This window comes from Burkholderia sp. AU4i (assembly GCF_000466765.1).
GTDB classification, from domain to species: domain Bacteria; phylum Pseudomonadota; class Gammaproteobacteria; order Burkholderiales; family Burkholderiaceae; genus Burkholderia; species Burkholderia cepacia.
Map to the genome: position 1 here is coordinate 81269 of NZ_ASSI01000016.1, position 23761 is coordinate 105029.

At 67.5% G+C, this 23761-nt stretch carries 17 protein-coding genes and 1 pseudogene; 7 read left to right on the forward strand and 11 right to left on the reverse strand.

Features of this window, described 5'->3' with window-relative positions:
• Window positions 1-75 precede the first annotated feature (75 nt).
• Window positions 76-1197 carry an efflux RND transporter periplasmic adaptor subunit gene (locus L810_RS03110; RefSeq protein ID WP_021156924.1) on the forward strand — a complete coding sequence of 374 codons (1122 nt, stop codon included), beginning with the start codon at window positions 76-78 and terminating at the stop codon, window positions 1195-1197.
• Complete coding sequence (locus tag L810_RS03115) at window positions 1194-4292, forward strand: efflux RND transporter permease subunit (RefSeq protein ID WP_021156925.1); 3099 nt, start codon at window positions 1194-1196, stop codon at window positions 4290-4292. The genes L810_RS03110 and L810_RS03115 overlap by 4 nt, the downstream gene beginning before the upstream one ends.
• 196 nt (window positions 4293-4488) lie before the next feature.
• Here L810_RS03115 and L810_RS44605 read toward each other — a convergent pair.
• From L810_RS44605 to L810_RS03140, 6 genes and pseudogenes are all read right to left on the reverse strand, one after another.
• Window positions 4489-4734 (reverse strand): annotated as a pseudogene (locus L810_RS44605) (IS3-like element ISBcen23 family transposase); the annotation flags it as partial.
• A gap of 63 nt (window positions 4735-4797) precedes the next feature.
• Window positions 4798-6960, reverse strand: coding sequence for a TonB-dependent siderophore receptor (locus L810_RS03120; RefSeq protein ID WP_021156927.1), 2163 nt, complete (start codon window positions 6958-6960; stop codon window positions 4798-4800).
• Window positions 6961-7151: 191 nt separating this feature from the next.
• A complete protein-coding gene (gene fhuB, locus L810_RS03125; protein WP_021156928.1) occupies window positions 7152-9176 on the reverse strand; it encodes a Fe(3+)-hydroxamate ABC transporter permease FhuB in 2025 nt (674 codons plus the stop codon).
• On the reverse strand, window positions 9169-10143 hold the full coding sequence (locus L810_RS03130; RefSeq protein ID WP_021156929.1) for an ABC transporter substrate-binding protein: 975 nt from the start codon (window positions 10141-10143) through the stop codon (window positions 9169-9171). The genes fhuB and L810_RS03130 overlap by 8 nt, the downstream gene beginning before the upstream one ends.
• Window positions 10140-10970 (reverse strand): ABC transporter ATP-binding protein, encoded by an 831-nt coding sequence (locus L810_RS03135; protein WP_021156930.1) that lies wholly within the window; start codon window positions 10968-10970, stop codon window positions 10140-10142. The genes L810_RS03130 and L810_RS03135 overlap by 4 nt, the downstream gene beginning before the upstream one ends.
• Window positions 10967-12643: a cyclic peptide export ABC transporter gene (locus L810_RS03140; protein ID WP_042972993.1), complete on the reverse strand. Its 1677-nt coding sequence runs from the start codon at window positions 12641-12643 to the stop codon at window positions 10967-10969. Before L810_RS03140 ends, L810_RS03135 begins: the two co-directional genes overlap by 4 nt.
• Before the next feature lie 219 nt (window positions 12644-12862).
• On the opposite strand from L810_RS03140, the gene L810_RS03145 reads away from it, so the two are divergent.
• A complete protein-coding gene (locus tag L810_RS03145) occupies window positions 12863-13648 on the forward strand; it encodes an AraC family transcriptional regulator (RefSeq protein WP_042972995.1) in 786 nt (261 codons plus the stop codon).
• A 77-nt stretch (window positions 13649-13725) separates the two neighbouring features.
• On the opposite strand, the gene L810_RS03150 is transcribed toward L810_RS03145, so the two are convergent.
• On the reverse strand, window positions 13726-14487 hold the full coding sequence (locus tag L810_RS03150; protein WP_042972997.1) for an SDR family oxidoreductase: 762 nt from the start codon (window positions 14485-14487) through the stop codon (window positions 13726-13728).
• A 127-nt stretch (window positions 14488-14614) separates the two neighbouring features.
• Complete coding sequence (locus L810_RS03155) at window positions 14615-15559, reverse strand: LysR family transcriptional regulator (protein ID WP_021156934.1); 945 nt, start codon at window positions 15557-15559, stop codon at window positions 14615-14617.
• Window positions 15560-15725: 166 nt separating this feature from the next.
• On the opposite strand from L810_RS03155, the gene L810_RS03160 reads away from it, so the two are divergent.
• Window positions 15726-16940, forward strand: coding sequence for an FAD-dependent oxidoreductase (locus tag L810_RS03160; protein ID WP_042972998.1), 1215 nt, complete (start codon window positions 15726-15728; stop codon window positions 16938-16940).
• A gap of 123 nt (window positions 16941-17063) precedes the next feature.
• Here the strand turns inward: L810_RS03160 and L810_RS03165 are convergent, their stop codons facing one another.
• Both L810_RS03165 and L810_RS03170 read right to left on the reverse strand, forming a co-directional pair.
• Window positions 17064-17996, reverse strand: coding sequence for an alpha/beta hydrolase (locus L810_RS03165; protein WP_021156936.1), 933 nt, complete (start codon window positions 17994-17996; stop codon window positions 17064-17066).
• A 61-nt stretch (window positions 17997-18057) separates the two neighbouring features.
• Window positions 18058-19155 (reverse strand): OpgC domain-containing protein, encoded by a 1098-nt coding sequence (locus L810_RS03170; RefSeq protein WP_042973026.1) that lies wholly within the window; start codon window positions 19153-19155, stop codon window positions 18058-18060.
• 380 nt (window positions 19156-19535) lie between these two features.
• Between L810_RS03170 and L810_RS03175 the strand changes: the two genes are divergently transcribed.
• The gene (locus tag L810_RS03175) at window positions 19536-20690 is read left to right on the forward strand and encodes a porin (protein WP_021156938.1); all 1155 of its coding nucleotides are present in this window, start codon (window positions 19536-19538) and stop codon (window positions 20688-20690) included.
• Window positions 20691-20733: 43 nt separating this feature from the next.
• Here the strand turns inward: L810_RS03175 and L810_RS03180 are convergent, their stop codons facing one another.
• The gene (locus L810_RS03180; RefSeq protein ID WP_042973000.1) at window positions 20734-21645 is read right to left on the reverse strand and encodes a LysR family transcriptional regulator; all 912 of its coding nucleotides are present in this window, start codon (window positions 21643-21645) and stop codon (window positions 20734-20736) included.
• A gap of 138 nt (window positions 21646-21783) precedes the next feature.
• Here L810_RS03180 and L810_RS03185 point away from each other — a divergent pair, with 138 nt between their 5' ends.
• Together L810_RS03185 and L810_RS03190 are read left to right on the forward strand one after the other, a co-directional pair.
• Complete coding sequence (locus tag L810_RS03185; RefSeq protein ID WP_042973001.1) at window positions 21784-22776, forward strand: aldo/keto reductase; 993 nt, start codon at window positions 21784-21786, stop codon at window positions 22774-22776.
• A gap of 235 nt (window positions 22777-23011) precedes the next feature.
• Complete coding sequence (locus L810_RS03190) at window positions 23012-23752, forward strand: sulfite exporter TauE/SafE family protein (RefSeq protein ID WP_021156940.1); 741 nt, start codon at window positions 23012-23014, stop codon at window positions 23750-23752.
• Window positions 23753-23761: the final 9 nt, after the last annotated feature.

The following is a 23761-nucleotide window of genomic DNA, read 5'->3' on the forward strand; positions in this document are numbered from 1 at the left end:
TCGTGTTGTGACTGTTGACTGAATTGGTCACTGGTATCAGAATGAGGGCTCCTGTTCTTTGCGAGAGGGGACCTCATGTTCCGGCGCCATCATTTTGTCTACACATTGGGCGTGGCTTCGCTTGCGCTCGCGGCATGCGGCGAGCATCCGGCCGCCGATCCGCGTACCGAGGCGCCACTTGTACGTATGAGCGCCGTTCACGGCGCGGCAGGGGCGAGCCGGTCGTTTTCGGGTGTCGTGGGCGCCCGCGTTCAGAGCGATCTCGGTTTCCGGGTTCAGGGCAAGGTCATCGAGCGGCTGGTCGACGCGGGCCAGACGGTCAAGCGCGGCCAGCCGCTGATGCGCATCGATCCGATCGACCTGGGGCTGCAGGCCCGTGCGCAGCAGAAGCTCGTGGATGCGGCGCAGGCGCGCGCGACGCAGACCGCCGCCGATGAGGCGCGCTATCGGGATCTCGTCGCGGCAGGCGCGGTCTCGGCGTCGACCTATGACCAGCTGAAGGCAGCCGCGGACTCCGCCAAGGCCCAGCTCGTCGCGGCGCAGGCGCAGGCCGTGCTCGCCAACAATGCGTCCGGCTACGCTGTCGTCATGGCGGACGCCGACGGCGTGGTGGTCGAGACGCTGGCGGAGCCCGGCCAGGTCGTCGCGCCGGGACAAATCGTCGTGCGGCTCGCGCATGCCGGCCCCCGCGAGGCCGTCGTCCAGCTTCCCGAGACGCTGCGTCCCGCATCCGGCTCGATCGCCGAGGCGACGCTGTACGGCGCGGCCCAGAAGCCTGTTCCCGCCGTCCTGCGTCAGCTCTCCGACTCCGCCGATCGGCTGACACGGACCTACGAGGCGCGGTACGTCCTCCAGGGCGCGCTGTCGAATGCGCCGCTCGGCGCGACCGTGACGCTCGATCTTGCCGGCGATGCCGGCCACGCACCCGCCGGCATGGTGGTCCCGGTCGGCGCCGTGTTCGATCCGGGCACGGGCACCGGGGTCTGGGCGGTCGACCGGGCCCAGTCGCGCGTGACCTGGCGCAAGGTGCGTGTCATCGCGTTGAGCGACGACAGTGCGACGGTGACGGGCGACCTTCGCGACGGCGACCAGGTCGTCGCGCTCGGAGCCCAGTTGTTGCACGACGGCGAGCATGTACGTCTCGCCAACGACAAGATGATCGCGGCATCCGTCTCCGCGCAAGGAGCGGCGCAATGAGCGGCTTCAACTTGTCGGCGCTCGCGGTGCGGGAGCGCTCGGTCACGCTGTTTCTGATCATCCTGATCTCGATCGCCGGCGTGGTTGCCTTCCTGAAACTGGGGCGGGCCGAAGATCCGCCCTTTACCGTCAAGTCGATGACGGTCATCACGGCATGGCCCGGCGCGACCGCGCAGGAAATGCAGGACCAGGTGGCCGAGCCGCTCGAAAAGCGCATGCAGGAACTGCGCTGGTACGACCGGACCGAGACCTATACGCGTCCGGGGCTGGCCTTCACCACGGTGACCTTGCTCGACAGTACGCCGCCCGCGGACGTGCCCGAGGAGTTCTATCAGGCACGCAAGAAGCTGCATGACGAAGCGGGCAACCTGCCGCCCGGCGTGATCGGCCCGCTCGTCAACGATGAGTACTCCGACGTAACGTTCGCGCTGTTCGCACTCAAGGCGAAAGGCGAGCCGCAACGAGTGCTGGTGCGCGACGCCGAAGGCTTGCGCCAGCGGCTTCTGCATGTGCCGGGCGTCAAGAAGGTGAACATCATCGGCGAGCAGGCGGAACGGATCTATGTCTCGTTTTCGCATGACCGCCTCGCGACGCTCGGCGTGACGCCCCAGGAGATCTTTGCCGCGTTGAACAACCAGAACGTTCTGACGCCGGCCGGTTCGATCGATACGGCGGGCGCGCAGGTATTCATTCGTGTCGAAGGCGCGTTCGACAAGCTGCAGACCATTCGTGACACGCCGATCGTCGTTCAGGGCCGCACGTTGAAGCTCTCCGACGTGGCGACCGTCGAACGCGGTTACGAAGACCCGGCCACGTTCCAGATTCGCAACAACGGCGAACCGGCGTTGCTGCTCGGCGTCGTGATGCGGGACGGCTGGAACGGGCTCAACCTCGGCAAGGCGCTCGACGCGGAGGTCGCATCGATCAATGCCGGGATGCCGCTGGGCATGAGCCTCACGAAGGTGACCGACCAGGCCGTCAATATCCATTCGGCCGTCGACGAATTCATGGTCAAGTTCTTCGTCGCGCTGCTCGTGGTGATGGTCGTGAGCTTCGCGAGCATGGGATGGCGCGTCGGCATCGTCGTGTCGGCGGCGGTGCCGCTGACGCTCGCGGGGGTCTTCGTCGTGATGGCCGCCACGGGCAAGAGCTTCGACCGCATCACGCTCGGTTCGCTGATTCTCGCGCTGGGCCTGCTCGTCGACGACGCGATCATCGCCATCGAAATGATGGTCGTGAAAATGGAGGAGGGCTACAACCGCGTCCAGGCGTCGGCTTACGCGTGGAGCCATACGGCCGCGCCGATGCTGTCGGGCACGCTGGTCACGGCGGTCGGTTTCATGCCGAACGGCTTCGCGCGCTCGACGGCCGGCGAATACACGAGCAACATGTTCTGGATCGTCGGCATCGCGCTGATCACGTCGTGGGTCGTGGCCGTCGTCTTCACACCGTACCTCGGCGTCAAGCTGTTACCCGACATTGCCGTGATCGAAGGCGGCCACGCAGCGATCTACAACACGCGGAACTACCAGCGCTTTCGCCGTTTCCTCGGGCGCGTGATCGGACGCAAGTGGATGGTCGCCGGGATCGTGGTGGCATCGTTCGTGATCGCCGTGATGGGCATGGGGCTGGTGAAGAAGCAGTTCTTCCCGACGTCCGATCGCCCGGAGGTGCTCGTCGAAGTGCAGATGCCCTACGGGACTTCGATCGAGCAGACCGCGTCGGCAACGGAAAAGGTCGAGGCTTGGCTTGCGAAGCAGCCGGAAGCGCAGATCGTGACCTCGTACATCGGGCAGGGCGCGCCGCGCTTCTATCTGGCCATGTCTCCGGAACTGCCGGATTCGTCCTTCTCGAAGATCGTGATCCGCACGAACGACGAGCACCAGCGGGAAGCGCTCAAGTTCCGTCTGCGCAAGGTCGTCGCCGAAGGTCTGGTGCCCGGCGCGCAGGTTCGCGTCACGCAGCTGGTGTTCGGCCCTTACTCGCCTTACCCCGTCGCGTTCAGGGTCATGGGCCCGGACGCGGGGACGTTGCGCACCATCGCCGCGCAGGTCGAGCGGAACATGAACGCCAGCCCGATGATGCGAACGGTGAACGCCGACTGGGGGCCGCGCGTTCCCACCGTGCATTTCACGCTCGATCAAACGCGTCTCGGGTCGTTCGGGCTGACGTCCAGCTCGGTCGCGCAGCAACTGCAATTCCTGCTGACCGGCATTCCCGTCACGCACGTGCGCGAGGACATTCGTTCGGTGGAACTGGTCGCGCGTTCGGCGGGAGACACCCGGCTCGACCCGCAACGGATCGAGGGATTCACGCTGATCGGTAACGCAGGGCAGCGGGTGCCGCTCTCGCAGGTCGGCAAGGTCGACATCCGCATGGAGGATCCGATCCTGCGCCGTCGCGATCGAACGCCGACGATCACCGTGCGCGGCGATATCGCTGAAGGATTGCAACCGCCCGACGTATCGACCGCGATGCTCGCGCAATTGCAACCGATCATCGCGAAGCTGCCGGGCGGCTACCGGATCGAGGAGGCTGGCTCCATCGAGGAGGCCAACAAGGCGACCCATGCGCTCGCGCCGCTGTTCCCGATCATGATTGCGCTGACGCTGCTCATCATCATTTTCCAGACGCGCTCGATTGCCGCGACCATGATGGTGTTCGCGACCAGCCCGCTGGGTTTGATCGGCGTGGTGCCGACACTCCTGCTGTTCAATCAGCCCTTCGGCATCAACGCATTGGTGGGGCTCATTGCGCTCTCCGGCATCCTGATGCGAAACACGCTGATCCTGATCGGCCAGATCGAAGAGAACACGCGTGCGGGCATGGCGCCGTTCGATGCGGTAGTGGAGGCCACCCTGCAGCGCTCGAGGCCCGTGATCCTGACGGCGGTTGCCGCGATGCTGGCGTTCATTCCACTGACCCATTCCGTGTTCTGGGGCACGCTGGCTTATACGCTGATCGGAGGAACGTTCGCCGGAACGATTCTTACGTTGGTGTTTTTGCCGGCCATGTACTCGATCTGGTTCAAGATCCGGCCTGGGGCAGGGGAAAGTCACTCTGCGCTCGAACCCAGCGTCAGCGTGACTACGTAGACATGTGCGCCCCGGGCGATGATGGTCTTGCCCGGGGCCGTCGATGTGAAGCAGCAACACGACGCGTCCGGCCGGAAAGCAACTTCGCGCAATGGCCACGATTCATTTTTCCGGGCAATGGCGCATGCTTCGCGCGCCGCTTGGCGCGAAATGCCGTGCACGAACAATGTGACCTGCGGCGGAATTCCGTGATCAATCAGGCAGTGAGTTTCGCGTCGATATTGCCGGAATCCAGCCACGCTCGACGGACCGTGGCCGGAGGTCGGTAGCGATGAGCGCTGTGGGGCCGGCGTCCGATGAGCACCTTGGCCTCGGCGCGACTGCGAAACCGTTCGCGGTTTGGCAATTCGGCTCGCAGTTTGCCGTTGAGGATTTCGACGAATCCGTTTCGAAGAACCGGTCCGGATCCGGATGTTTGAAGGCGGGTGACTTTTGAAGAAGTCAGACTATTCCGTGGGCGCAGGGTCACCATGCGTCGCGCGACGCATTCGTCGCGCGGCGGCCCCTAGAAATCCGAACGCACGGTCAACATCACGTTGCGCGCATCGCCGAATACGCTGTAGTAGGTGCTGGGCGGACGAATGTAGTACCTGCGATTGAACACGTTATTCAATTGCAAGGACGCCGTCACGTGCTTGTTGAAACGATATCCCGCTTGTGCGTCGAAAACCGCATAGGCACCCTGTTCGACGCCACGCGAAATCCGCGTTTGAGCGAGCATGCCGCCCCCGATCGAGAATCCGCGTAACGGGCCTTGCGAGAGCGTATATCGGGTCCACAGCTTGAACAAATGCTTCGGATCCGTGCCGTCGGTGAGATCGGGCGAGTCGTTCTCGTAGTGGGCGTTCAGATACGTGTAGCCAGCATAGAGATTCCAGTCCGGCGTCGGCTGGCCAGTGAGTTCGAGTTCGATACCCTGATTGCGTGCCTTGCCTGCGGCCACGTAATAGAACTGATGGGCAGGATCGGCAACGGCGCGGTTGTCGTCGTTGATGCGGAACAGCGCGGCGTTCGCATTCAGGCGGCCATCGAGCAGGCTGCTTTTTACGCCTACTTCGTACTGCTCACCCGAGCGCGGCGGCAGGCCCGGCCCCGAGTACGTGCCTTGTGTTTGCGCATCGAGGAAACGCGCATAGTTGGCATAGGCCGTCAGCGACGGCACGATGTCCCACAGCAAGCCGGCGGACGGCAGGAAGCGATGATTGACCTGTGCGTTGGTCGTCCAGTCCGCGACGCTCGGCAACGTCGACTGCGTGCGGTCCTGCAGGAACGCCTCGCGGCCGCCGAGCACGAGCGTCAGCGGCGTGGCGAGCTTGATACGCGCCTGCGCATAGACGCCGTATTGAACGGTGCGGTGATTGGTGCCGAACGTGTACGGTACGTCCACGGCGGGGACCGCATTGGGATCGTAGAGACTGTAGGCGCCACCGTACGGGCCGCTCAACGCGCGGTAACCCGACTGCGCGCCCGATGTCATCACGGCGTAGTTCGCGCCGATGGTCAGCGTATGCGTCTGCCCCCAGAGGCGCACCGGGCCGGATACGTTGGTGTCCGCGCCGAACCAGTCATAGCTCGTGCGCTGCCGCTGGTCTCCGAAGCGCGCGAGGCCGTTTGCGGTCGCACCGGGGCCGGAGTACGCGTAGTAGGCCTTGGAGAGTTCGTGGCGGTAGAACAGCGTGGTCGAAGATTGCCACGCGTTTTCGAACCGATGCACGAGGTTGGCGTTGACCTCCTGCAACGAGGTGTACGCGTAGTTCCAGCTCGGACTGAAGTTCCGCGTATATTCGCTCGGCACGCGCCCGGTGAGCGCGGTACGCGTGCTGTTCAGCACGCCGCCCGCACCGTAGTCGATGCCGGAAATCGGCGAGACCTGATAGCCGCCCGAGAACGACAGCGTCGTGCGCGGCGTGAGGTCCCAATCGAGCGCACCATAGGCCATCAGCTCCTTGCTGCGCGTGCGCTCTATGGATTGCGTACCGGTGCCGCCCACGAGAACGGCGCGCCCGCGCAGCGTGCCGTCCTTGTTCAGCGGCCCGGTGACGTCGATCATCTGGCGCACGCTGCCGAACGAATCGACCTGCGTTTCCGTGCCGAGGTGGAACTGATCCTGGGGGCGCTTGCGCACGAGATTGACGACGCCGCCCGGCTCGCCCATGCCATCGATCGAGCCTGCCGGGCCGCGCAGGATTTCGACGCGGTCGTACATCGCCAGATCGAATTGCAACTGGTACTGCAGGCCGCTCAGTGTCGGGACCCCATCGAATTCAATGCCGAGCTGCGAGCCGCGCGCGCGGAAGTACGCGGTACCGTCGCCGTAGTCGATCGAACTGACGCCGGTCACGGAGCGCAACGCCTGCTGGATGGTCGTGACGTTCTGGTCGTCCATCCGCTCGCGCGTGAGTACCGAGACCGAGTTCGGCGTCTCCTTGATCGATTGCGCGACTTTTCCGCCGATGGTGGCCCACTTTGCAGCGTAGTTGCCGCTGCCTTCGGTTGTCGCGTCGGCGTCCTTTGTGCCCACCACCGTCAAGACGGGCAGCGTGTCGCCGACCGGGGCGGGCGAGCCTTGCGCGTTCGCCCACGAGGAGGCGAGGCACAGCGCCGAAAAGGCGAGCGGGGCACCGCTGCATCGTCCCGTCGTCACGCGCCGCGCGCGAGGGTGGTCCATTCTCGTTGTCATGGTTGATCATCCCGATGTTGAAAAACGTCGAACTGCTTCCTCCCGCCAGCGGCGGGTTGAAAAATGGGGGGGACGATCTTTATCGACGGGCATCTGACGGCCTCGTCTGTCTTGAATCCATGCACTACCGAACAATCGCCGGACCGACATCGTGGTCGATCCCGCGACCCGTGACGCAATTACCGCCGCAACCCGCGCAGCATCACGAGCGCGACGAGCCACGGTCCGCCAAGCAGCGTGGCGACGAGGCCGGTCGCGATTTCCTGCGGAAAAGCGATCTGCCGCCCGAGCCAGTCCGCCGTCACCATCAGCAGCGCGCCGAGGGTTGCGGCCAGATAGAGCTGCGGCACGGGGCGGCGCGCACCGGAAAACCGTGCGATATGCGGGGCGATCAGCCCGACGAACGACAACGGCCCGACAATCACGGTAGCCGCCGCCGTTGACATGGCCGCCAGCAGCAGCAATGCGAAGCGCGCGCGACCCACGGGCACGCCGACGCTCGCCGCGACGTCCGTGCCGAGCGCCAGAGCGGCGAGCCAGCGTCCGGTCAGCGGTGCAACGGCGAGCGTGAGGAGCGCCAGTGCCGCGACGCTCCATGCGATGCCAGGCGCGACGTAGTAGGTGGATCCGATCAGCAGATCGACGAGCACGCCCGCGCGCGGATCGCCGCTCGACATCAGCGCGCCGACTACCGCGTTGAACAGCGCACTGATCGACAGCCCGACGAGCAGCAGGCGCTCGGGCGCGAATCGCGCGCGCCGTCCGAACCAGACGAGCAGCACCAACGTCGCGAACGTGCCGGCCACGCAGCCAGCCACCAGCGCGGCGGGAACGAGGCGGTGACCGAGAAACAGCACGGCGACCATGCCGAACATGCCGCCGGAACCCACACCGAGCACGTCGGGACTCGCCATCGGATTCGCGCTCATGCGTTGCAGCAATGTTCCCGCGACTGCCAGCAGGGCGCCCGCCGCCAGCGCCGCGACGAGGTGGGGGCCGCGCCAGAACAGCAGGCTTTCGATTTGCGCGAGCGTTGCGACGCTCGTGCCGGTGGGGCCGCGAGAGACCGCCAGCGACAGCAGGCAGGCGAGCGGCAGCAGCATGGCCCACACCAGCGCGATCGCACGAGGCGCGCGGCGATCCTGCCGGGGGCCCGCTGCCGCATGCGCATCGGGCCGCGTGCGCAAACGCGGCAGCAACCCGACGAGCAGCGGCACGCCCACGATCGCGGTCGCGCTTCCGGTTGCGATCACGTGCGCGGAAAACAGGTCGGCCCGCGCGGCCGTGCGCACGATTTCATCGGTGAGCCACAGCAGCGCCGCGCCGGTGAGCGGTGACCACAGGAGCCGCGCGCGCAATTGCCGCGCGCCGGCCAGGCGGGCCAGCAACGGTGCGGCCAGGCCGATGAAGCCGATGACGCCCACTTCGGCGACCACGAACGCCGTGAGCGCGACCGCGACGAACAACGCGGCGCCGCGCACCCATCCGACCGCGACACCGAGATGGCGCGCCGTCGTGTCGCCTGCGTCGAACAGATTCAGCGGACGATAGAGCAGTGCGGCGCCGCCCGCGCAGGCGGCGAGCTGCATGCCCAGATGCAGCGTCGGTTGCCAGCCGTTCTGGTCGAGCGCGCCGCCGCCCCAGATCTGCAAGCCCGCAAGCCTGTCGAAATGCACCACCGAGATCGCGAGACTGATTGCGCCGCAGTACAGGTTCACCACCATGCCGCCGAGGATCACGCCGAGCGGCGACATACGTTGCGCCCATGCCAGCGCGAACACGACGAGCATCGCGGCCGCGCCGCCCGCCAGCGCCAGCGTGCTTCGACCCATGGCCAACCAGCCGGGCATCCAGATCGTCGCGACGGACAGCGTGAGATACGCGCCCGGGAACACCCCGAGCGTCATGGGTTCGGCGAGCGGATTGCGCAGCACCTGTTGCATCAGCGTGCCCGCGAGACCGAGTGCGGCGCCGCACAGCAGCGTCATCGCGACGCGCGGCAGCAGGCTGTAGTGGACGAGCAAGGCCCCCACGTCCTGCGTATCGGCGGTGGCCGCGAGCGCGTGCCAAAAGGATGCGCCCGCGAATACGCGATGCACGTCCGTGGCGGTGAGGCAGGCGGCGAGTACGGCCATGGCGCCGACCAGCGCCAGGCGCCGATCGCTTGTCCGCGCGACGCGTCCGGCCAGCACGAGGTTACGCAAGGCCGCCTCCGCCGTGCTCGAGTGTGGTGAGGGCGATCGAGACGGCCGCGGCGAAGCGCTGCATCGACACGAGTCCGCCGAAGGCCGCGATCACCGGCAGTACTGCGACGCGTTTCTCGCGCACGGCAGGCAACGCACGCCACAACGGGCTCCGGTTCAGCGCGGCACGCACGTCGGCGCGCAGCGGCCCGATCCGCAGAATGTCCGCATGCGGGACATCGAACAGGCGTTCCAGCGCGACGGTGGCCGAGCCGGTTACGGAGGTGCGCCATGGCGTGGAGGACGCGCGGCGCGCCGCGTCGCGAGGATGGGCGGCATTGTCGACACCGATGCGCGCGAGCACGTCGTCGAACAGGCTACCCGTGCCATAGACGCGAAAATGTCGCTCGTCGAGTGCTTCGGCGACGATCACGGCGCGCGCCGGGTGAGCCCCGGTGCTCGCGATCCGGGTGGCCGCCGACGCGAATTCCCGTTGCGCGGCGGCGATCAGCTCGGCGGCGCATAGCGGCGCATCGATCGCGCGCCCCATCGCGGATGTTTCGTCGCAGAGCACTTCGAGCGGCCGTGCAGCGCTCATGTATGTGCCCAGCGTGAGCGTCGGCGCGATGCGTCGGAGCGGCGTCATCAGCGCCGCATGCGCCGGCGTGACGATGATGAGATCCGGCGCGAGCGCGAGCAGCACCTCGAAATTCGGCTGATAGAGCAGGCCGACATCGGCGACGCCGGGCGGCAACGGCGGCGTCACGATGCCGCTCGCATACCAGTCGGGCAACGGAATGCCGACGGGCGCGCGCCCGAGCGCGAGCAGCGTTTCCGTCAGTTCCCAGTTGAGCACCACGATGCGGTGCGGGAATCGTGCGACCGCGGCAGCGGCGCATCGCGCGGAGAACCATGGGCCTGAGCCGGCGAGCGCGGCGAGCGCGACGAGCAGTTGCCGGCGGCGCGGATTCGCGACGAGCAGGTTCATGCCGGAAACCCCAGGCGCCGTCCGCTGACCGGATCGGCGCTCACGCGCATCGGCACGCCGTAGATCGATTCGAGGTGTACCGGGTCCATGATGTCGGCGGCGCGCTCGCGCATCAGCAGACGGCCCTCGCGCAGCGCAACGATACGGTCGCAGAACCGCGCGGCCATGTTCACGTCGTGCAGGACGACGACGGCGCTCATCGCCCTCGTCGCGCAGAGCGTGCGCACGAGTTCGAGCACGGAGAGCTGATGGTTGAGGTCGAGCGCCGACGTCGGTTCGTCGAGCAGCATGCAGCGGCAGTCCTGTGCGACCAGCATCGCCAGCCATGCACGTTGACGCTCGCCGCCCGACAGTACGTCGACGGGGCGATCGGCGTGACGGAGCACATCCGCTGCACGCATCGCGCGCTCGACGTGCGCGGCGTCTTCGTCTCCGAAGCGTCCGAGCGTGCCATGCCACGGATAACGCCCGAGGGCGACCAGTTCGTGCACGGTCATGCCGTCGGTGGGCGGCGTCTGCTGCGGTAGATACGCGACCTCGCGCGCGAACTGGCGTGCGCCCCAGTCGGCGAGCGGCTTGCCCGCATAGCGAATCGTGCCGGCAGTGGGGGCGAGCTGACGAGCGAGCAATTTGACGAGCGTGGATTTGCCCGAACCGTTGTGCCCGACCAGCCCGGTCACGCATGCGGGTTCGATCGCGAGATTGATCGATTGCAGCAGGGGACGGCCGCTGGCGACGTACGACACGCGTTCGAGCGAGAACGTCGCGGCATTGCCGGTGTCGCCGCATGCGGAGCGGGCTGCTTCGTCGCGCACGATATCGCTCATGCCGCGCTCGCCATGTCGTTGCCGCCCGTACGCCGCGCGTTGTCCGCGCCGGCCGTGTCCGCGGTCATCGCGGCGATGCGTCCGTTCTCGAGTTTGATGAGCCGGTCGGCGAGGTCGAAGTAGCGATCGTCGTGCGTGATAACCAGCACGGTCTTGCCGTTCGCCTTCAGCGCGGGCAGCAGCGTGCGATAGAACACGTCCTTGAAGGCCGGGTCCTGATCGGCCGCCCATTCGTCGAAGACGTAGAACGGTCGATCCTCCAGGAATGCGACCAGCAGCGCGAGGCGCTTGCGCTGACCTTGCGAAAGGGCGAGCGTGGAGAACGTGCCGCGCTCGATGCGCACCTTGTGGTCGAGTTGCAGCGCGACGAGCAACGTACGCGCCATCCCTTCGCGTTCGCCGGTCAGGCCGAGCAGCGAATCGAACAGATGAAAATCGCTGAAGACCACCGAGAATCGCTGTCGATACGCGGCACGCGTCGTGTCGTCCACGGCGACGCCGTCGACGAGCAGACGGCCGCGCTCGGGCGCGTAAAGGCCGACGAGCAGCTTCGCGAGCGTGGTCTTGCCGCTGCCGTTGCCACCGACGAGATACACGAGCTCTCCGGCGTCGAACGTCAGATCGATGGGCCCGAGCGTGAACAGGCCGTCGTCGCTTTCGCGCACATAGCGATGTTCGACACCTTCGAACGCGATGCGCGAGAATCCTTCGGCCGGGGCGGGGGCGGAATCGGCGTGATTGCCAGGTTCGGCAGGCAGCGCCGCTTCGAGCGCGCCGATGCGCTCGAACGCAACGCGTGCCGAGTTGAGCGACGGTAGCGCTGCGAGCAGCCCTTCGACGGGCATGATCAGATAGAGGAACACGAGCGCGTAGCCCGACATGACGTGTGCGTCGGCGCCGAACAGATGCGCGAGCACGAAAGTCGTGAGGCCGACGAAGCCGAACAGCAGCAAATTGCCCCAGCTTGCCGCGAGCGCGTGCAGCACATAGCCGCGCGTGCGCTGCACGCGCACCGCTTCCACGTGCGGTGCGAGCTCGCTGCCGACGAACGCGTTCGCGCGTGCGCGATGCAGCTTGAGTTCCTTGGCGCCGTCGAACAACGCGCGAAACTGGTTCAGCAGCGTGTCCTCGCGGTCGCGCGATGCGCGCAGATGACGCAGCGCACGGGCGCTCACCAGCTGCGTGCCGAGCGTGCCGGCCCCGAGCACGCCCAGCGCGACCGCGAGGATCGGCAGCGAGAGCATGCCAAGGTACGCGAGACAGCCGACGATCACGGCGCCCTGCATCGCAATGGAGGGCAGGCTCACGAAGAACACGACGATGCTGTCGAGATCCTGGGTCAGCGCGCCCACCGCGCGGGCCGCGCCGCACCGCTCCAGGTCGCGGAACGACGCGGCGGTAATGCGTCCGATCGTCTGCATGCGCAGTTGAGCCTTGACGCGTTGACCGAGATACATGAACAGCGCCTGCGAGCCGATGCGCGTCACGAGCACCAGCGCGGCGAGCAGTACGAAGCGCATGCCCAGGTGCGTCAGCTGTGCGCCCGATGCTTGCAACGCCTGGTTGATGAGTGCCACGAGCGCCGCGTTCGCGAAGCCGCTCGCGAGACTCGCGAGCAGCGCGACCGGCAGCAACCAGCGTGAGTAGCGGAGCAATGAGGCAATCGGAGGCATAAGTCGTCGGAGGTCGTGCGGACGTGCTGGCTGCACGTGTTGTGTCTCATAGATAAGAATGAGACGTATTAAATTTGAGGAACGGGGTTTGGCCGTAACCATTGATGGATAAGGAGATTAATGCCTCGCGCAGCCGAAAGGTAGACACGCGATATCGAATTTTTGACAGAATTTGGTGAATTTGAAATATCATGGCGCACTTCCTTTCGACCATCTCCGATGAAGGCCTTCCTGCTCAAGCGCTATCCGCTGGCGCGGGTGCCGCTGCCGCGCCAAGTGGCGGCGACCCTCGTGAACTACCGTCAAGGCGAACGCGTGGCTTGGCATCAGCATCGCCATGGCCAGCTCGTCTTTGCAGCCAAGGGCGTCGTCCGCGTGCTCACGCCGGCCCGAACGTGGACGCTCCCGCCGTCGCGGGCGGTGTGGCTGCCGTCGGACGTCGATCACGAACTGCACGCGGTGGGCGACACCGCGCTATGCAGCGTCTATGTGGAACCCGAAGTGTTTCCGTGGCCTTGGGAAGAGCCGGCGGTCATCGCCGTGTCGGTGTTGCTGCGGGAACTCGCGCTCACGGTGGTCGACGGGGCGGACACTTATACGGCCACGAGCCGTGCCGGGCTCGCCGCGTCGTTGCTGATGAAAGTGCTGGCGGAAACGCCGAGCCTCGCGGAGCCGGGTGTGCCCTTGCCGCGCGACGAGCGCCTGCTCAAGCTGTGCGAGCACATGATGAACGACCCCGCGAGCGATCTCACGCTGGACTTCTGGGGCGAGCAATTCGGCGCGAGCGGCCGTACGCTCGCGCGCCGGCTGCATGCCGAGACGGGGCTGACGTTCGTGGCCTGGCGGCAGCAGATGCGCGTCGCGGAAGCGATCACGCGCCTCGCGCTCGGCCAGTCGGTTGCGCAGGTGGCAAAAGACCTCGGGTATCGCAGCGCGAGCGCGTTCATCGTCATGTTCCGACGGATCACGGGCGAATCGCCGCAGCGATATCTCGCGGCGACCTGAGCAGGGCTGATTCGGGCCGGCCCGGCGATGCAGCGCTCCGGACGCGTGCGGCCCGATCGGGATTCCCCGCCGCGCGCTTACCCCCGCCCGACGAACGGCATGGCCGTCGCCATGATCGTCATGTTCAGGATGTTGGTGTCGAGCGGCAGGTTCGCCATCTGGACGATCGCGTTCGCGACGTGCGTGACGTCCATCCGCGCTTCGGGCGCGAGGCTGCCGTCGGCTTGCGGGACGCCTTGCGTCATCCGTTCCGTGAGCGACGTCGCGGCGTTGCCGATGTCGATCTGGCCGCACGCGATGTTGTACCGGCGGCCGTCGAGCGCCAGCGCCTTGGTGATGCCGGTCACCGCATGCTTGGTGGCCGTGTACGCGATCGTATCGGGGCGCGGCGCATGCGCCGAGATCGAGCCGTTGTTGATGATGCGGCCGCCCTGCGGCGTTTGCGCTTTCATCAGGCGCCACGCGGCCCGCGCGCACAGAAAGACGCCGGTCAAGTTCGTCGCGACGACGCCGTTCCACACGTCGAATTCGTATTCGTCGAGCGAAACTGGCGGCGCGTTGCGGCCGGCATTGTTGAACAGCACGTCGAGCCGGCCGAACTGCTGCGCGATCTGCGCAAACGCGCGGTCGACCGATGCTTCGTCGGTGACGTCCGCAGGAAACGCGTGCGCGTCGCCGCCGGCGGCGCGGATCGCGTCCTGCGTTTCGCGCAACGAGGCCTCCGTGCGACCGAGCAGCGCGACGGTGAATCCCGCCTGGGCGAGCGCGACGGCCGCTGCGCGACCGATGCCGGAGCCGGCGCCGGTGACGGCTGCGAATTTCTTCATCGAGACAGACATGGCTTGATTTCCTGCTGGTTGAAAGAGGACGAGGCGGCCGGTGACCGGGATCATCGCCGCATTCGGCAATGTAGTCGAAATGCGCGGCGCGCATGTCCGGGCGACATCGCAACGCACGCTCGGCTGACTACTTCGTCCGGCCGGGCACGGCCCTGCGTGCCCGCGTGCCGGTCTGCGCAAACAGATCGACCACGACGTCGCGCAGCCACCGGTTCCCCTCGTCCTGGTTGACCCGTGCATGCCAGAGCATGTGAATCGGCGTACCCGGCAGCGCGACGGGCAGTGCGCGCCAGCCCAGCGAAAACGGTGCGGCGAGCTGTTGCGCGAGATGCTCGGGCACCGTCGCGATCAGGTCGGTGCGCTGCAGGATGTAGCCGACGCTCATGAAATGCGGCACCGTCAGCCGCACCTGTCGCGTCACGCGACGGCGCTTCAGCCATTCGTCCACCTGCCCGTGACCGGTGCCGGCCGACACCACGACCAGATGTTCGGCATTGCGCCATGCGTCGACCGTCAGCGGCGCGTCCTCGAGCGGATGCCCCCGCCGGAACAGGCACACATAACGCTGATCGAACAGCCTGCGCTGATAGAAGCCGCCCTTGAGCTGCGGCAGCAGGCCGATCGCGAGATCGACGCGGCCGTCGGCCATTTCGTCGCCGAGGTTGATGCTCGTGTTGCGCACGGTATTGAGCGCGATGCCCGGCGCCGCGTGCGACAGGTGTTCGAGCAGCGCGGGCAGGAACACCACTTCGCCGATGTCGGTCATGCCGATCGTCAGCGTGCGCGTGGCGCGCAGCGGATCGAAACCGGTCTCGGGATTGAGCGCGGCGTGCAGGGTCGCGAGCGCGTGCGACACGGGTTCCGCCAGGCGCAGCGCGAACGGCGTCGGCACCACGCCGCCCGGCCCGCGCACGAACAGCGGATCGCCGAGCCGGCGGCGCAGCTTCGCGAGCGCGTTGCTCACGCCCGGCTGGCTCATGTTCATCTGCTCGGCGACGCTCGACACGCGCCGTTCCTGCATCAGCCGCTGGAAAAGCAGCAGCAGGTTGAGGTCGATATCGCTCAGTTCCATAGGTTTTGCCTCGCCCGGTTCATTGCATCCGGTGATGATGCAGATTCATTTCATTTTATTGTGGAATGAAAGTCGGCTCCCGAGAATACCGATACGGCCCATGCAATCGGCATGGCCGCTGCGCACGTCGCACACCCCACATCGGAATATCGGAGACACCTTCATCATGCAGACGAACCTGAAGATTGCGATCGTCGGCGCCGGGATCGGCGGCCTGACGCTCGCGCTCGCGCTGCGCGAGCACGGCATCGACGCGCAGATCTACGAACAGACGGAGGTGCTGCGCGAAGTCGGCGCGGCCGTCGCGCTGTCGGCCAATGCGACGCGCTTCTACGAACGCATGGGCCTGCGTGCGGCCTTCGACGCGGTGTGCGCGGACATCCCGGGGCTCGTCTATCGCGACGGCCGCAGCGGCGCGGTGATCGGCCATCATCGCGGCGAGCCCGACTATCGCCGGCAATTCGGCGGCGCGTACTGGGGCGTGCATCGCGCGGATCTGCAGGCCGTGCTGTCGAAGGCGGTCGGCCTCGACAGCATCCATCTTGGCCACCGGCTGACCGATCTCGTGCAGCACGCCGATCGCGTCACGCTGGCGTTCGACAACGGCGTGCGCATCGACGCCGATCTCGTGGTCGGCGCCGACGGCGCGCGCTCGATCACGCGGCGCTGGATGCTCGGCTACGACGATGCGCTGTATTCGGGCTGTTCGGGGTTTCGCGGCGTGGTGCCGGCCGCGCGGCTGAGCCTGCTGCCCGATCCCGAAACGCTGCAGTACTGGATCGGGCCGCACGGGCACCTGCTGCACTATCCGATCGGCGACGACGGCGACCAGAATTTCCTGCTGGTCGAGCGTCATCCGTCACCGTGGCCGTCGCGCGACTGGGTGATGCCGTCGGAAGAGGGCGAGCAACTGCGTGTATTCAGGGACTGGCATCCGGCGGTGGTGCAGATGATCACCGCGGTGCCGATCAGCCAGCGCTGGGGCTTGTTCCATCGGCCGCCGCTCGGCCGCTGGAGCCGCGGGCGCGTGACGCTGATCGGCGACGCCGCGCATGCGCTGGTGCCGCACCACGGGCAGGGGGCGAACCAGTCGATCGAGGATGCGGTGGTGCTGGCGGCGCAACTGGCGCAGGCCGGGCCGGGCAACTGGCGCGAAGCGCAGGAAGCGTACGAGCGGCTGCGTCGCGGCCGCACGCGCAAGGTGCAGTACGCGTCGATTTCCGTGGCTGACGTGCTTCACCTGCCCGACGGGCCGGCCGCGCAGGCACGCAACGCGCGTCTGGCCGAGCGCGACAGCGTGCTGCATCACCTGGACTGGATTCACGATTTCGATGCGCTCGCCGGGGAGCCGGACGAGCGGCAGGGCGGCACGTGGCTTTGAGCCCGCCGTCAGGCCCGGGCGCGCCGGGACGGCGTGCGCAGCGCATGGGACGGGGCGACGGCCTGCGGCCGGCCGGTCACCGTCGGGCCGGGTGAAAACGAGCGGGGTCGCGCCCGCGCGCGATCACTTCACGCACTCGAGCGCGTACTTCAGCCCCGTCCCGAGCAGCCCGCGCCAGACGTCCCACGTATGCCCGCCGTCGACGATGCGCAGTTCGGCCGGGTTCTGCGCGCGGCGCAGGTGCGTGTACAGCACGCTCGATTCGGCCTGGATGGTCAGGTCGTCGTCGCCCGCCGCGATGAACATCGGGATTCGCCAGCTGCGCGCGAAATAGCCGCGCATCAGCGCCGGGTAGTTGAGTTCGTGCCACACGCGCGGGTCGAACTGCCGGTCGCCGAACACGCCGACGTAGCGCGCGGCGGAATTGAGCGGCGGCTCGTTCGCGTAGATCGCGGGGCTCAGCAGCATCGCGCCGCAGAACAGCCCGGGCTCGAGCAGCGAGAAGCGCAGCGCGCCGAAGCCGCCCATCGACACGCCGCCGATCGCACGGCCCGCGCGCTGGTTCGACACCGCGAAGTGCGCTTCGACTTCGGGCAGCAGGTCGTTGAGGAACGCGCTCTGCATCTTCTCCTTGCGGTCGACGTACCAGTCGGTGCCGCCCTGCGGCATCACGATCACGACGGGCGGAATCTCGCGGCGCTCGATCAGCGTGTCGGCGGTGGCCTGCAGCCGGCCCTGCGTGACCCAGTCGTTCGCGTTGCCGGCATTGCCGTGCAGCAGGTACATCACCGGGTAGCGCGCGCCTTCCGGGTTGTAGCCGGGCGGCAGGTAGACCGTGTACGACCAGTCGCGCTTCAGCGACGCCGACCGGAACGTGCGCAGCACGACGCTGCTGCCCGGATTGAGCGCGGGCTCCTGGGCGGCCGACGGGGTCGTCGCGGTCTGGACGGCCGGCGGCGGCGCGGGCGGTGCCGCCTGCGCGGGCGGCGTGGCGCGGGCGGTGGCGATGGAGCCGGCGATCAGGGCGAGGGCGAACGGAAGGGCGAGTCGGCGCATGTCGAATCGTTTCAGGAGAGGCGCCGGCTATCGTAGCAGCGGCGCATGACGGCGCGGCGCGTCATCGCCGCGATCGGAACGGCAGCCGCGCGACGAGCGGCCCGTAGAGTTTGGCGACGAGATATAGCAGGCCCATCGCGACGACGTCGGCGGTCAGCCCGAGTTTCACGTCGAGATAGCCCTCGGTCGCCTGGTAAAGCAGCGAATCGACCGCGAGCGAGATGCCGGTGCCCGCGACGAAGCACAGCAGCCCCTGCCGGCCGATCGTGCCGATCCACGGCATCGCGTGCGCGACCTTCTTCATCCAGCCGAGGTGGACGAGCTTGGCCGCGAGCCACGCGATCGCGAGGAAGTTCGCGAGCCGCAGCGCGCCGAGGTTCTGCTTGATCGACGGATCGGTCGGGAACGGTTCGATGCGCAGCCGGTAGTACGCGCCGGCCGCGACGATCGCGAGCGACACGGCCGTCAGCAGCCAGCCCTGCGGCTTGGGCGCGAGCGTCTGGTAGACGGGCTGGCAGCGCGCGATCACGCCGAGCACGAACAGGAACTGCCACGCGAACGGGTTGAAGTCCCACGGCGCGCCTTCGACGGTCGGCAGGAAGCGCGCGACGTGCGGCGCCGCGAACCACAGCGAGCCGCTGAACGCGAGCAGCAGCCACGGCTGCGTGCGTGCGAGCGGCAGCGTGAGCGGGACGAGCAGCGCGAAGAACGCGTACATCGGCAGCACCGACGCGAGGTACGGCTGGCGGCGGAACAGCAGGATGTCGCGCAGCGCGGCGAGCGGCTTGTGGAGCAGGCCGTCGAGATCGTTGGTCGGCATGTTCGGGCCGTCGATCGCGAATGCGTTCAGCACGGCCGTGATCAGCAGCATCAGGCCGGCCGTCACGAGGAATGCACGGTAGATCTCGAACGCGCGCCGGATGAAGCGCTGGCGCGCGGCGGCTTCGTCGTGCCGCTCGGCGAGCGAGTTGTACGCGATCGCGGTCGCGAAGCCGCCGAGGAACACGAACACCTCGGCCGCGTCGCACAGCGCGTACGCGTGCAGCGTCACGCGCGACAGGATGCTGCCGCCGATGTGGTCGACGACGATGACGAGCAGCACGAGGCCGCGAAAGAAATCGAGCTCGGCGTAGCGGCCGGCCCGGGCCGGCGCGGTCATCGGGCCGCCTTCCGGCGCGGGCCGCGTGCACGGCCGGTACGCGCCGCGCATGAATCGGGGTGAAGCATGACTTCGTGAAGAAATGACGAACGGATGCGCATTGTGCCACCGATGCGCCAGGCCCCGGGTTTACGCGGATGGCGGCGCGTCCCGCCGCTGCCGATAAGCCGGGTCAGGCCGTCCGCGCGGTGGGGCAGTTGGACGAGCGCAACGTTTTGCGCAGGGTTCACATGCCCCGATGGACGGACGGTTTGCGACGTGACACCATTTTGTCCTCACGCGGCCGCACACCGCGTCGTCCGCCCTGCGGGCCACCCATACAACAGATCAAACATTCGCCGGGCGCGCGACTCGCCCGGCCCCGGCTCCGGAGATCCGTCATGAAGAAGCACGTCATTTTTGCCGCCGCGCTGGCCGCTTTCGCCGCGCCGGTCTTCGCCCAGAACAGCGTGACGCTGTACGGTGTGATCGACGAAGGCTTCAACTACACGAACAACGTGAATGTGAATGGGGTCGGAAAGTCGAACTACCAGCTCGCGAGCGGTTATGCGCAGGGCAGCCGCTGGGGCCTGAAGGGCAGCGAGGATCTCGGCGGCGGGCTGAAGGCGATCTTCACGCTGGAAAACGGTTTTGACGTCAACAACGGCCGGCTCGGGCAAGGCGGCCGCATGTTCGGCCGCCAGGCGTTCGTCGGGCTCTCCGAGTCGCGCTTCGGCACGCTGACCTTCGGCCGCCAGTACGACTCCGTCGTCGACTACCTGGCGCCGCTCACGGCCAACGGCAACTGGGGCGGCACGCTGTTCTCGCACCCGTTCGACAACGACAACACGGACAACTCGTTCCGCGTCAACAACACGGTCAAGTATGCGAGCGCCGACTGGAACGGCCTGACGTTCGGCGGCACGTACAGCTTCAGCAACAGCACCGGCTTCTCGAACAATCGGCAGTACAGCCTCGGTGCGCAGTATTCGCTGGCCGGGCTGCAGGTCGCGGCCGCGTACCTGCAGGCGAACAACCCGGGGGTCGGCAACGCGGGCGCGATCGCCGCGGATGACGCGAACTTCGTCGCCGACCGCCTGCGGATCTTCGGCGGCGGCGTCAACTACACGTTCGGCCAGGCCACGGTCGGTTTCGTCTACACGAAGACGGACGTGAAGAATCCGGTATCGACGGTCTACCTGCCGGCTTCGACGTTCGCCGGCCTCGGGCTGACCGCGACGAAGTTCCAGAACTTCGAGATCAACGGCAAGTACCAGCTCACGCCCGATTTCTATCTCGGCGCGCAGTACGTGTACACGGACGGCAAGTTCGATGCCGCGGCCGGATCGTTCAAGCCGAAATATCACACGGTCGGCCTGATGGCCGACTACAGTCTGTCGAAGCGCACCGACGTCTACCTGCAGGGCGCATGGCAGAAGGTTGCCGGCGACAAGACCGGCACCGCGGCCGACGGCGGCTACGTGGTCGGGACGGACGGGCCGTCGGCGTCGTCGAACCAGTTCGCGGTGCGCGCCGCGATCCGCCACAAGTTCTGAGCGGTTCGACCGGCCGGGGCCGGCGCCCCGGCCCGAGCCCGCGTCAGCCCGCCCGGTACGGGCCGCCGAGCGTCTCCGCGAGCCAGTCGACGAAGATCCGCACGCGTGGCGCGAGATGCCGCCCGGTCGGAAACACCACCGACACGGGCAGCGGCTCGGCATTCCATTCCGGCAGCACCTCGACCAGCGAGCCGTCCGCCAGCAGCGGCCCGAGCCCTTCGCGCGGCGCCTGGATCAGCCCGAGGCCCGCGAGACAGCACGCGAGATACGCCTGCGAGCTGTTGACCGACACGATGCTGCGCATCTTGACCGCGTGCAGCTCGCCCGTATCCATGTCCGCATATTCCCAGTCCAGCTCACGGCCCGTTCGGCTCGAGAAATAGCCGACCGCGACGTGGTCCGGCAGCTCGTCCGGCGAGCGCGGCGTGCCGTGGCGCGCCAGATACGCGGGCGCCGCGCAGTTGATCTGCGCCAGCTCGCCGATGCGCCGCGCGACGAGCGACGTGTCGGACATCGTGCCGACCCGCACCGCGCAGTCGATGCCGTCGGCGACGAGATCGACGAAGCGGTCGGTCGTGCCGATCACGACGCGCAGGTCGGGGTAGCGTGCGTGGAAATCCGGTAGCGCCGGAATCATCTGGTTCACCGCGAAGCGCTCGGGGAGGTCGACGCGGATCGCGCCGCGCGGCGTCGCGCCCGCGTCCTCGAACAGCGTTTCCGCATCGTCGAGATCGGCCAGCAACCGCATGCAGCGCTCGTAGTAGGTCGCACCCTCGGCCGTCAGCGCGACGCGCCGTGTCGTGCGCTGCAGCAGGCGGACCTTCAGGTGCTTTTCCAGATACTGGACGGCGTTGCTGACCGTCGGGCGCGGCAGTTGCAACTGCTCGGCCGCCTTCGTGAAGCTGCCGAGATGGGCGACGCGCGCAAAGATGCGCATTGCATGCAGATGATCCATGCGGGGCGGGGGTGTGGGCGGATGGACAGGCTCCATTGTTAATCAGCGTCGAATGGTTTGGTGGAGTGTTTCGCATTTATCGCGCGTCGCGATGCGCCCAGAATCCTGCCTGTTGATTCATCACTCGAGGAAACGGACATGGATAGGCGTGAACTGGGCCGGTCGGGCCCGCGGGTATCGGCGCTCGCGCTGGGCTGCATGGGAATGTCGGACTTCTACGGGCCGGCCGATCGCGCCGAGAGCATCGCGACGCTGCACGCGGCGCTCGACCACGGCATCACGATGCTCGACACCGGCGATTTCTACGGAATGGGCGACAACGAGATGCTGATCCGCGATGCGCTGCGCGGCCGGGCGCGCGACCAGGTGCTGATCAGCGTGAAATTCGGCGCGCTGCGCGATCCGGCCGGCGGGTTTGCGGGCTACGACGCGCGGCCGGCGGCGATCCGCAACTTCGTCGCGTACTCGCTGAAACGGCTCGGCACCGACTACATCGACATCTACCGGCCGGCGCGCGTTGATCCGGCGGTGCCGATCGAGGAGACGATCGGCGCGATCGCCGATCTCGTGAAGGCCGGGTACGTGCGCCATATCGGCCTGTCGGAAGCCGGCGTCGACACGATCCGCCGCGCGGCGGCCGTCGCACCGATCTCCGACCTGCAGATCGAATATTCGCTGCTGTCGCGCGGTATCGAGGCCGGGATCCTGCCCGCGTGCCGTGAACTCGGGATCGGCGTGACGGCCTACGGCGTGTTGTCGCGCGGGCTGCTCGGCGGGCGCTGGAGCACGGCGCGGCAGGGCGAGCGCGATTTCCGCGCGGCGAGCCCGCGCTTCCAGGGCGAGAACCTCGCGCACAACCTCGCGCTCGTCGATGCGCTGCGCGCCATCGCCGACGAGAAGGGCAGCAATCCCGCGCAGGTCGCGATCGCGTGGGTGCTGTCGCGCGGCGGCGATATCGTGCCGCTGATCGGCGCGCGCAAGCGCACGCAGCTTCAGGACGCGCTGCAGGCGGCAGAGATGCAACTAACGGTCAATGACATCATGCGCATCGAAGCGGCGGTTCCCGCCGGGGCGGCTGCCGGTGAGCGCTATCCGGCCGCACAGATGGCTCACCTCGACAGCGAGCAGTGACGGGGGGCATTTCACGGGGACGGATCGGTCGGGCCGGTAGCCGGCGCACGCGACCTGCGTTGAACGAAGGCCGGCGTGCGCCGGACGGCGGCGGCGCGGTATGCGAATGCGCGCGTGCGCCGGCCGCGCCGGCTCCGCGCGGCAGGCCCGAGCCAGCCTCAGGCAAAGCCAGATGGCGGGCGGCGCGATCGGGGTTCACCATCGGCGCCGTACTCAACCGGACGGAATGCCTTTCATGCACATTCACACGCTGACGATCGTCGCAGTGGTTTTCCTGCTGGCCGGCGCGGTCAAGGGAATGATCGGGCTCGGCCTGCCGACCATCGCGATGGGCTTGCTGACGCTCGCGATGCCGCCGTCGGCCGCCGCGAGCCTGCTGCTCGTGCCGTCGTTCATCACCAACGTGTGGCAGTTGTGGCTCGGCCCGTCGTTCGGGCCGTTGCTGCGCCGGCTGTGGCCGCTGCTCGCCGGCCTGACGATCGGCACGCTGACGGGCGGGCTGCCCGCGCTCGCGGCCGGCAGCACCTGGACGCATGCGGCGCTCGGCGTGGTGCTGATCCTCTACGGACTGTGGGGGCTTGCCGCCGCGCGGCTGCCCGCGCCGGGGCGCCACGAAAAATGGCTGTCGGCCGTGGTCGGCTACCTGACGGGTGTCGTGACGGCCGCGACCGGCGTGTTCGTCGTGCCGGCCGTGCCGTATCTGCAGGCGCTGCGGCTGTCGAAGGACGACCTGATCCAGGCGCTCGGGCTGTCGTTCACCGCCTCGACGATCGTGCTCGGCCTGCAGTTGCGCGTGTCGGGTGCGCTGGAGACGGTCGATCTCGGCGTGTCGGCGCTCGCGCTCGTGCCGGCGCTGGCGGGTATGGCCGGCGGGCAGTATGCACGGCGCGTGATGAGCGAGAAGGCGTTCAAGCGCTGCTTCTTCGTCGGGCTGATCACACTCGGCGCGTACATGGCGGCTTCGGGGTGGCGGTGAGCGGGCATC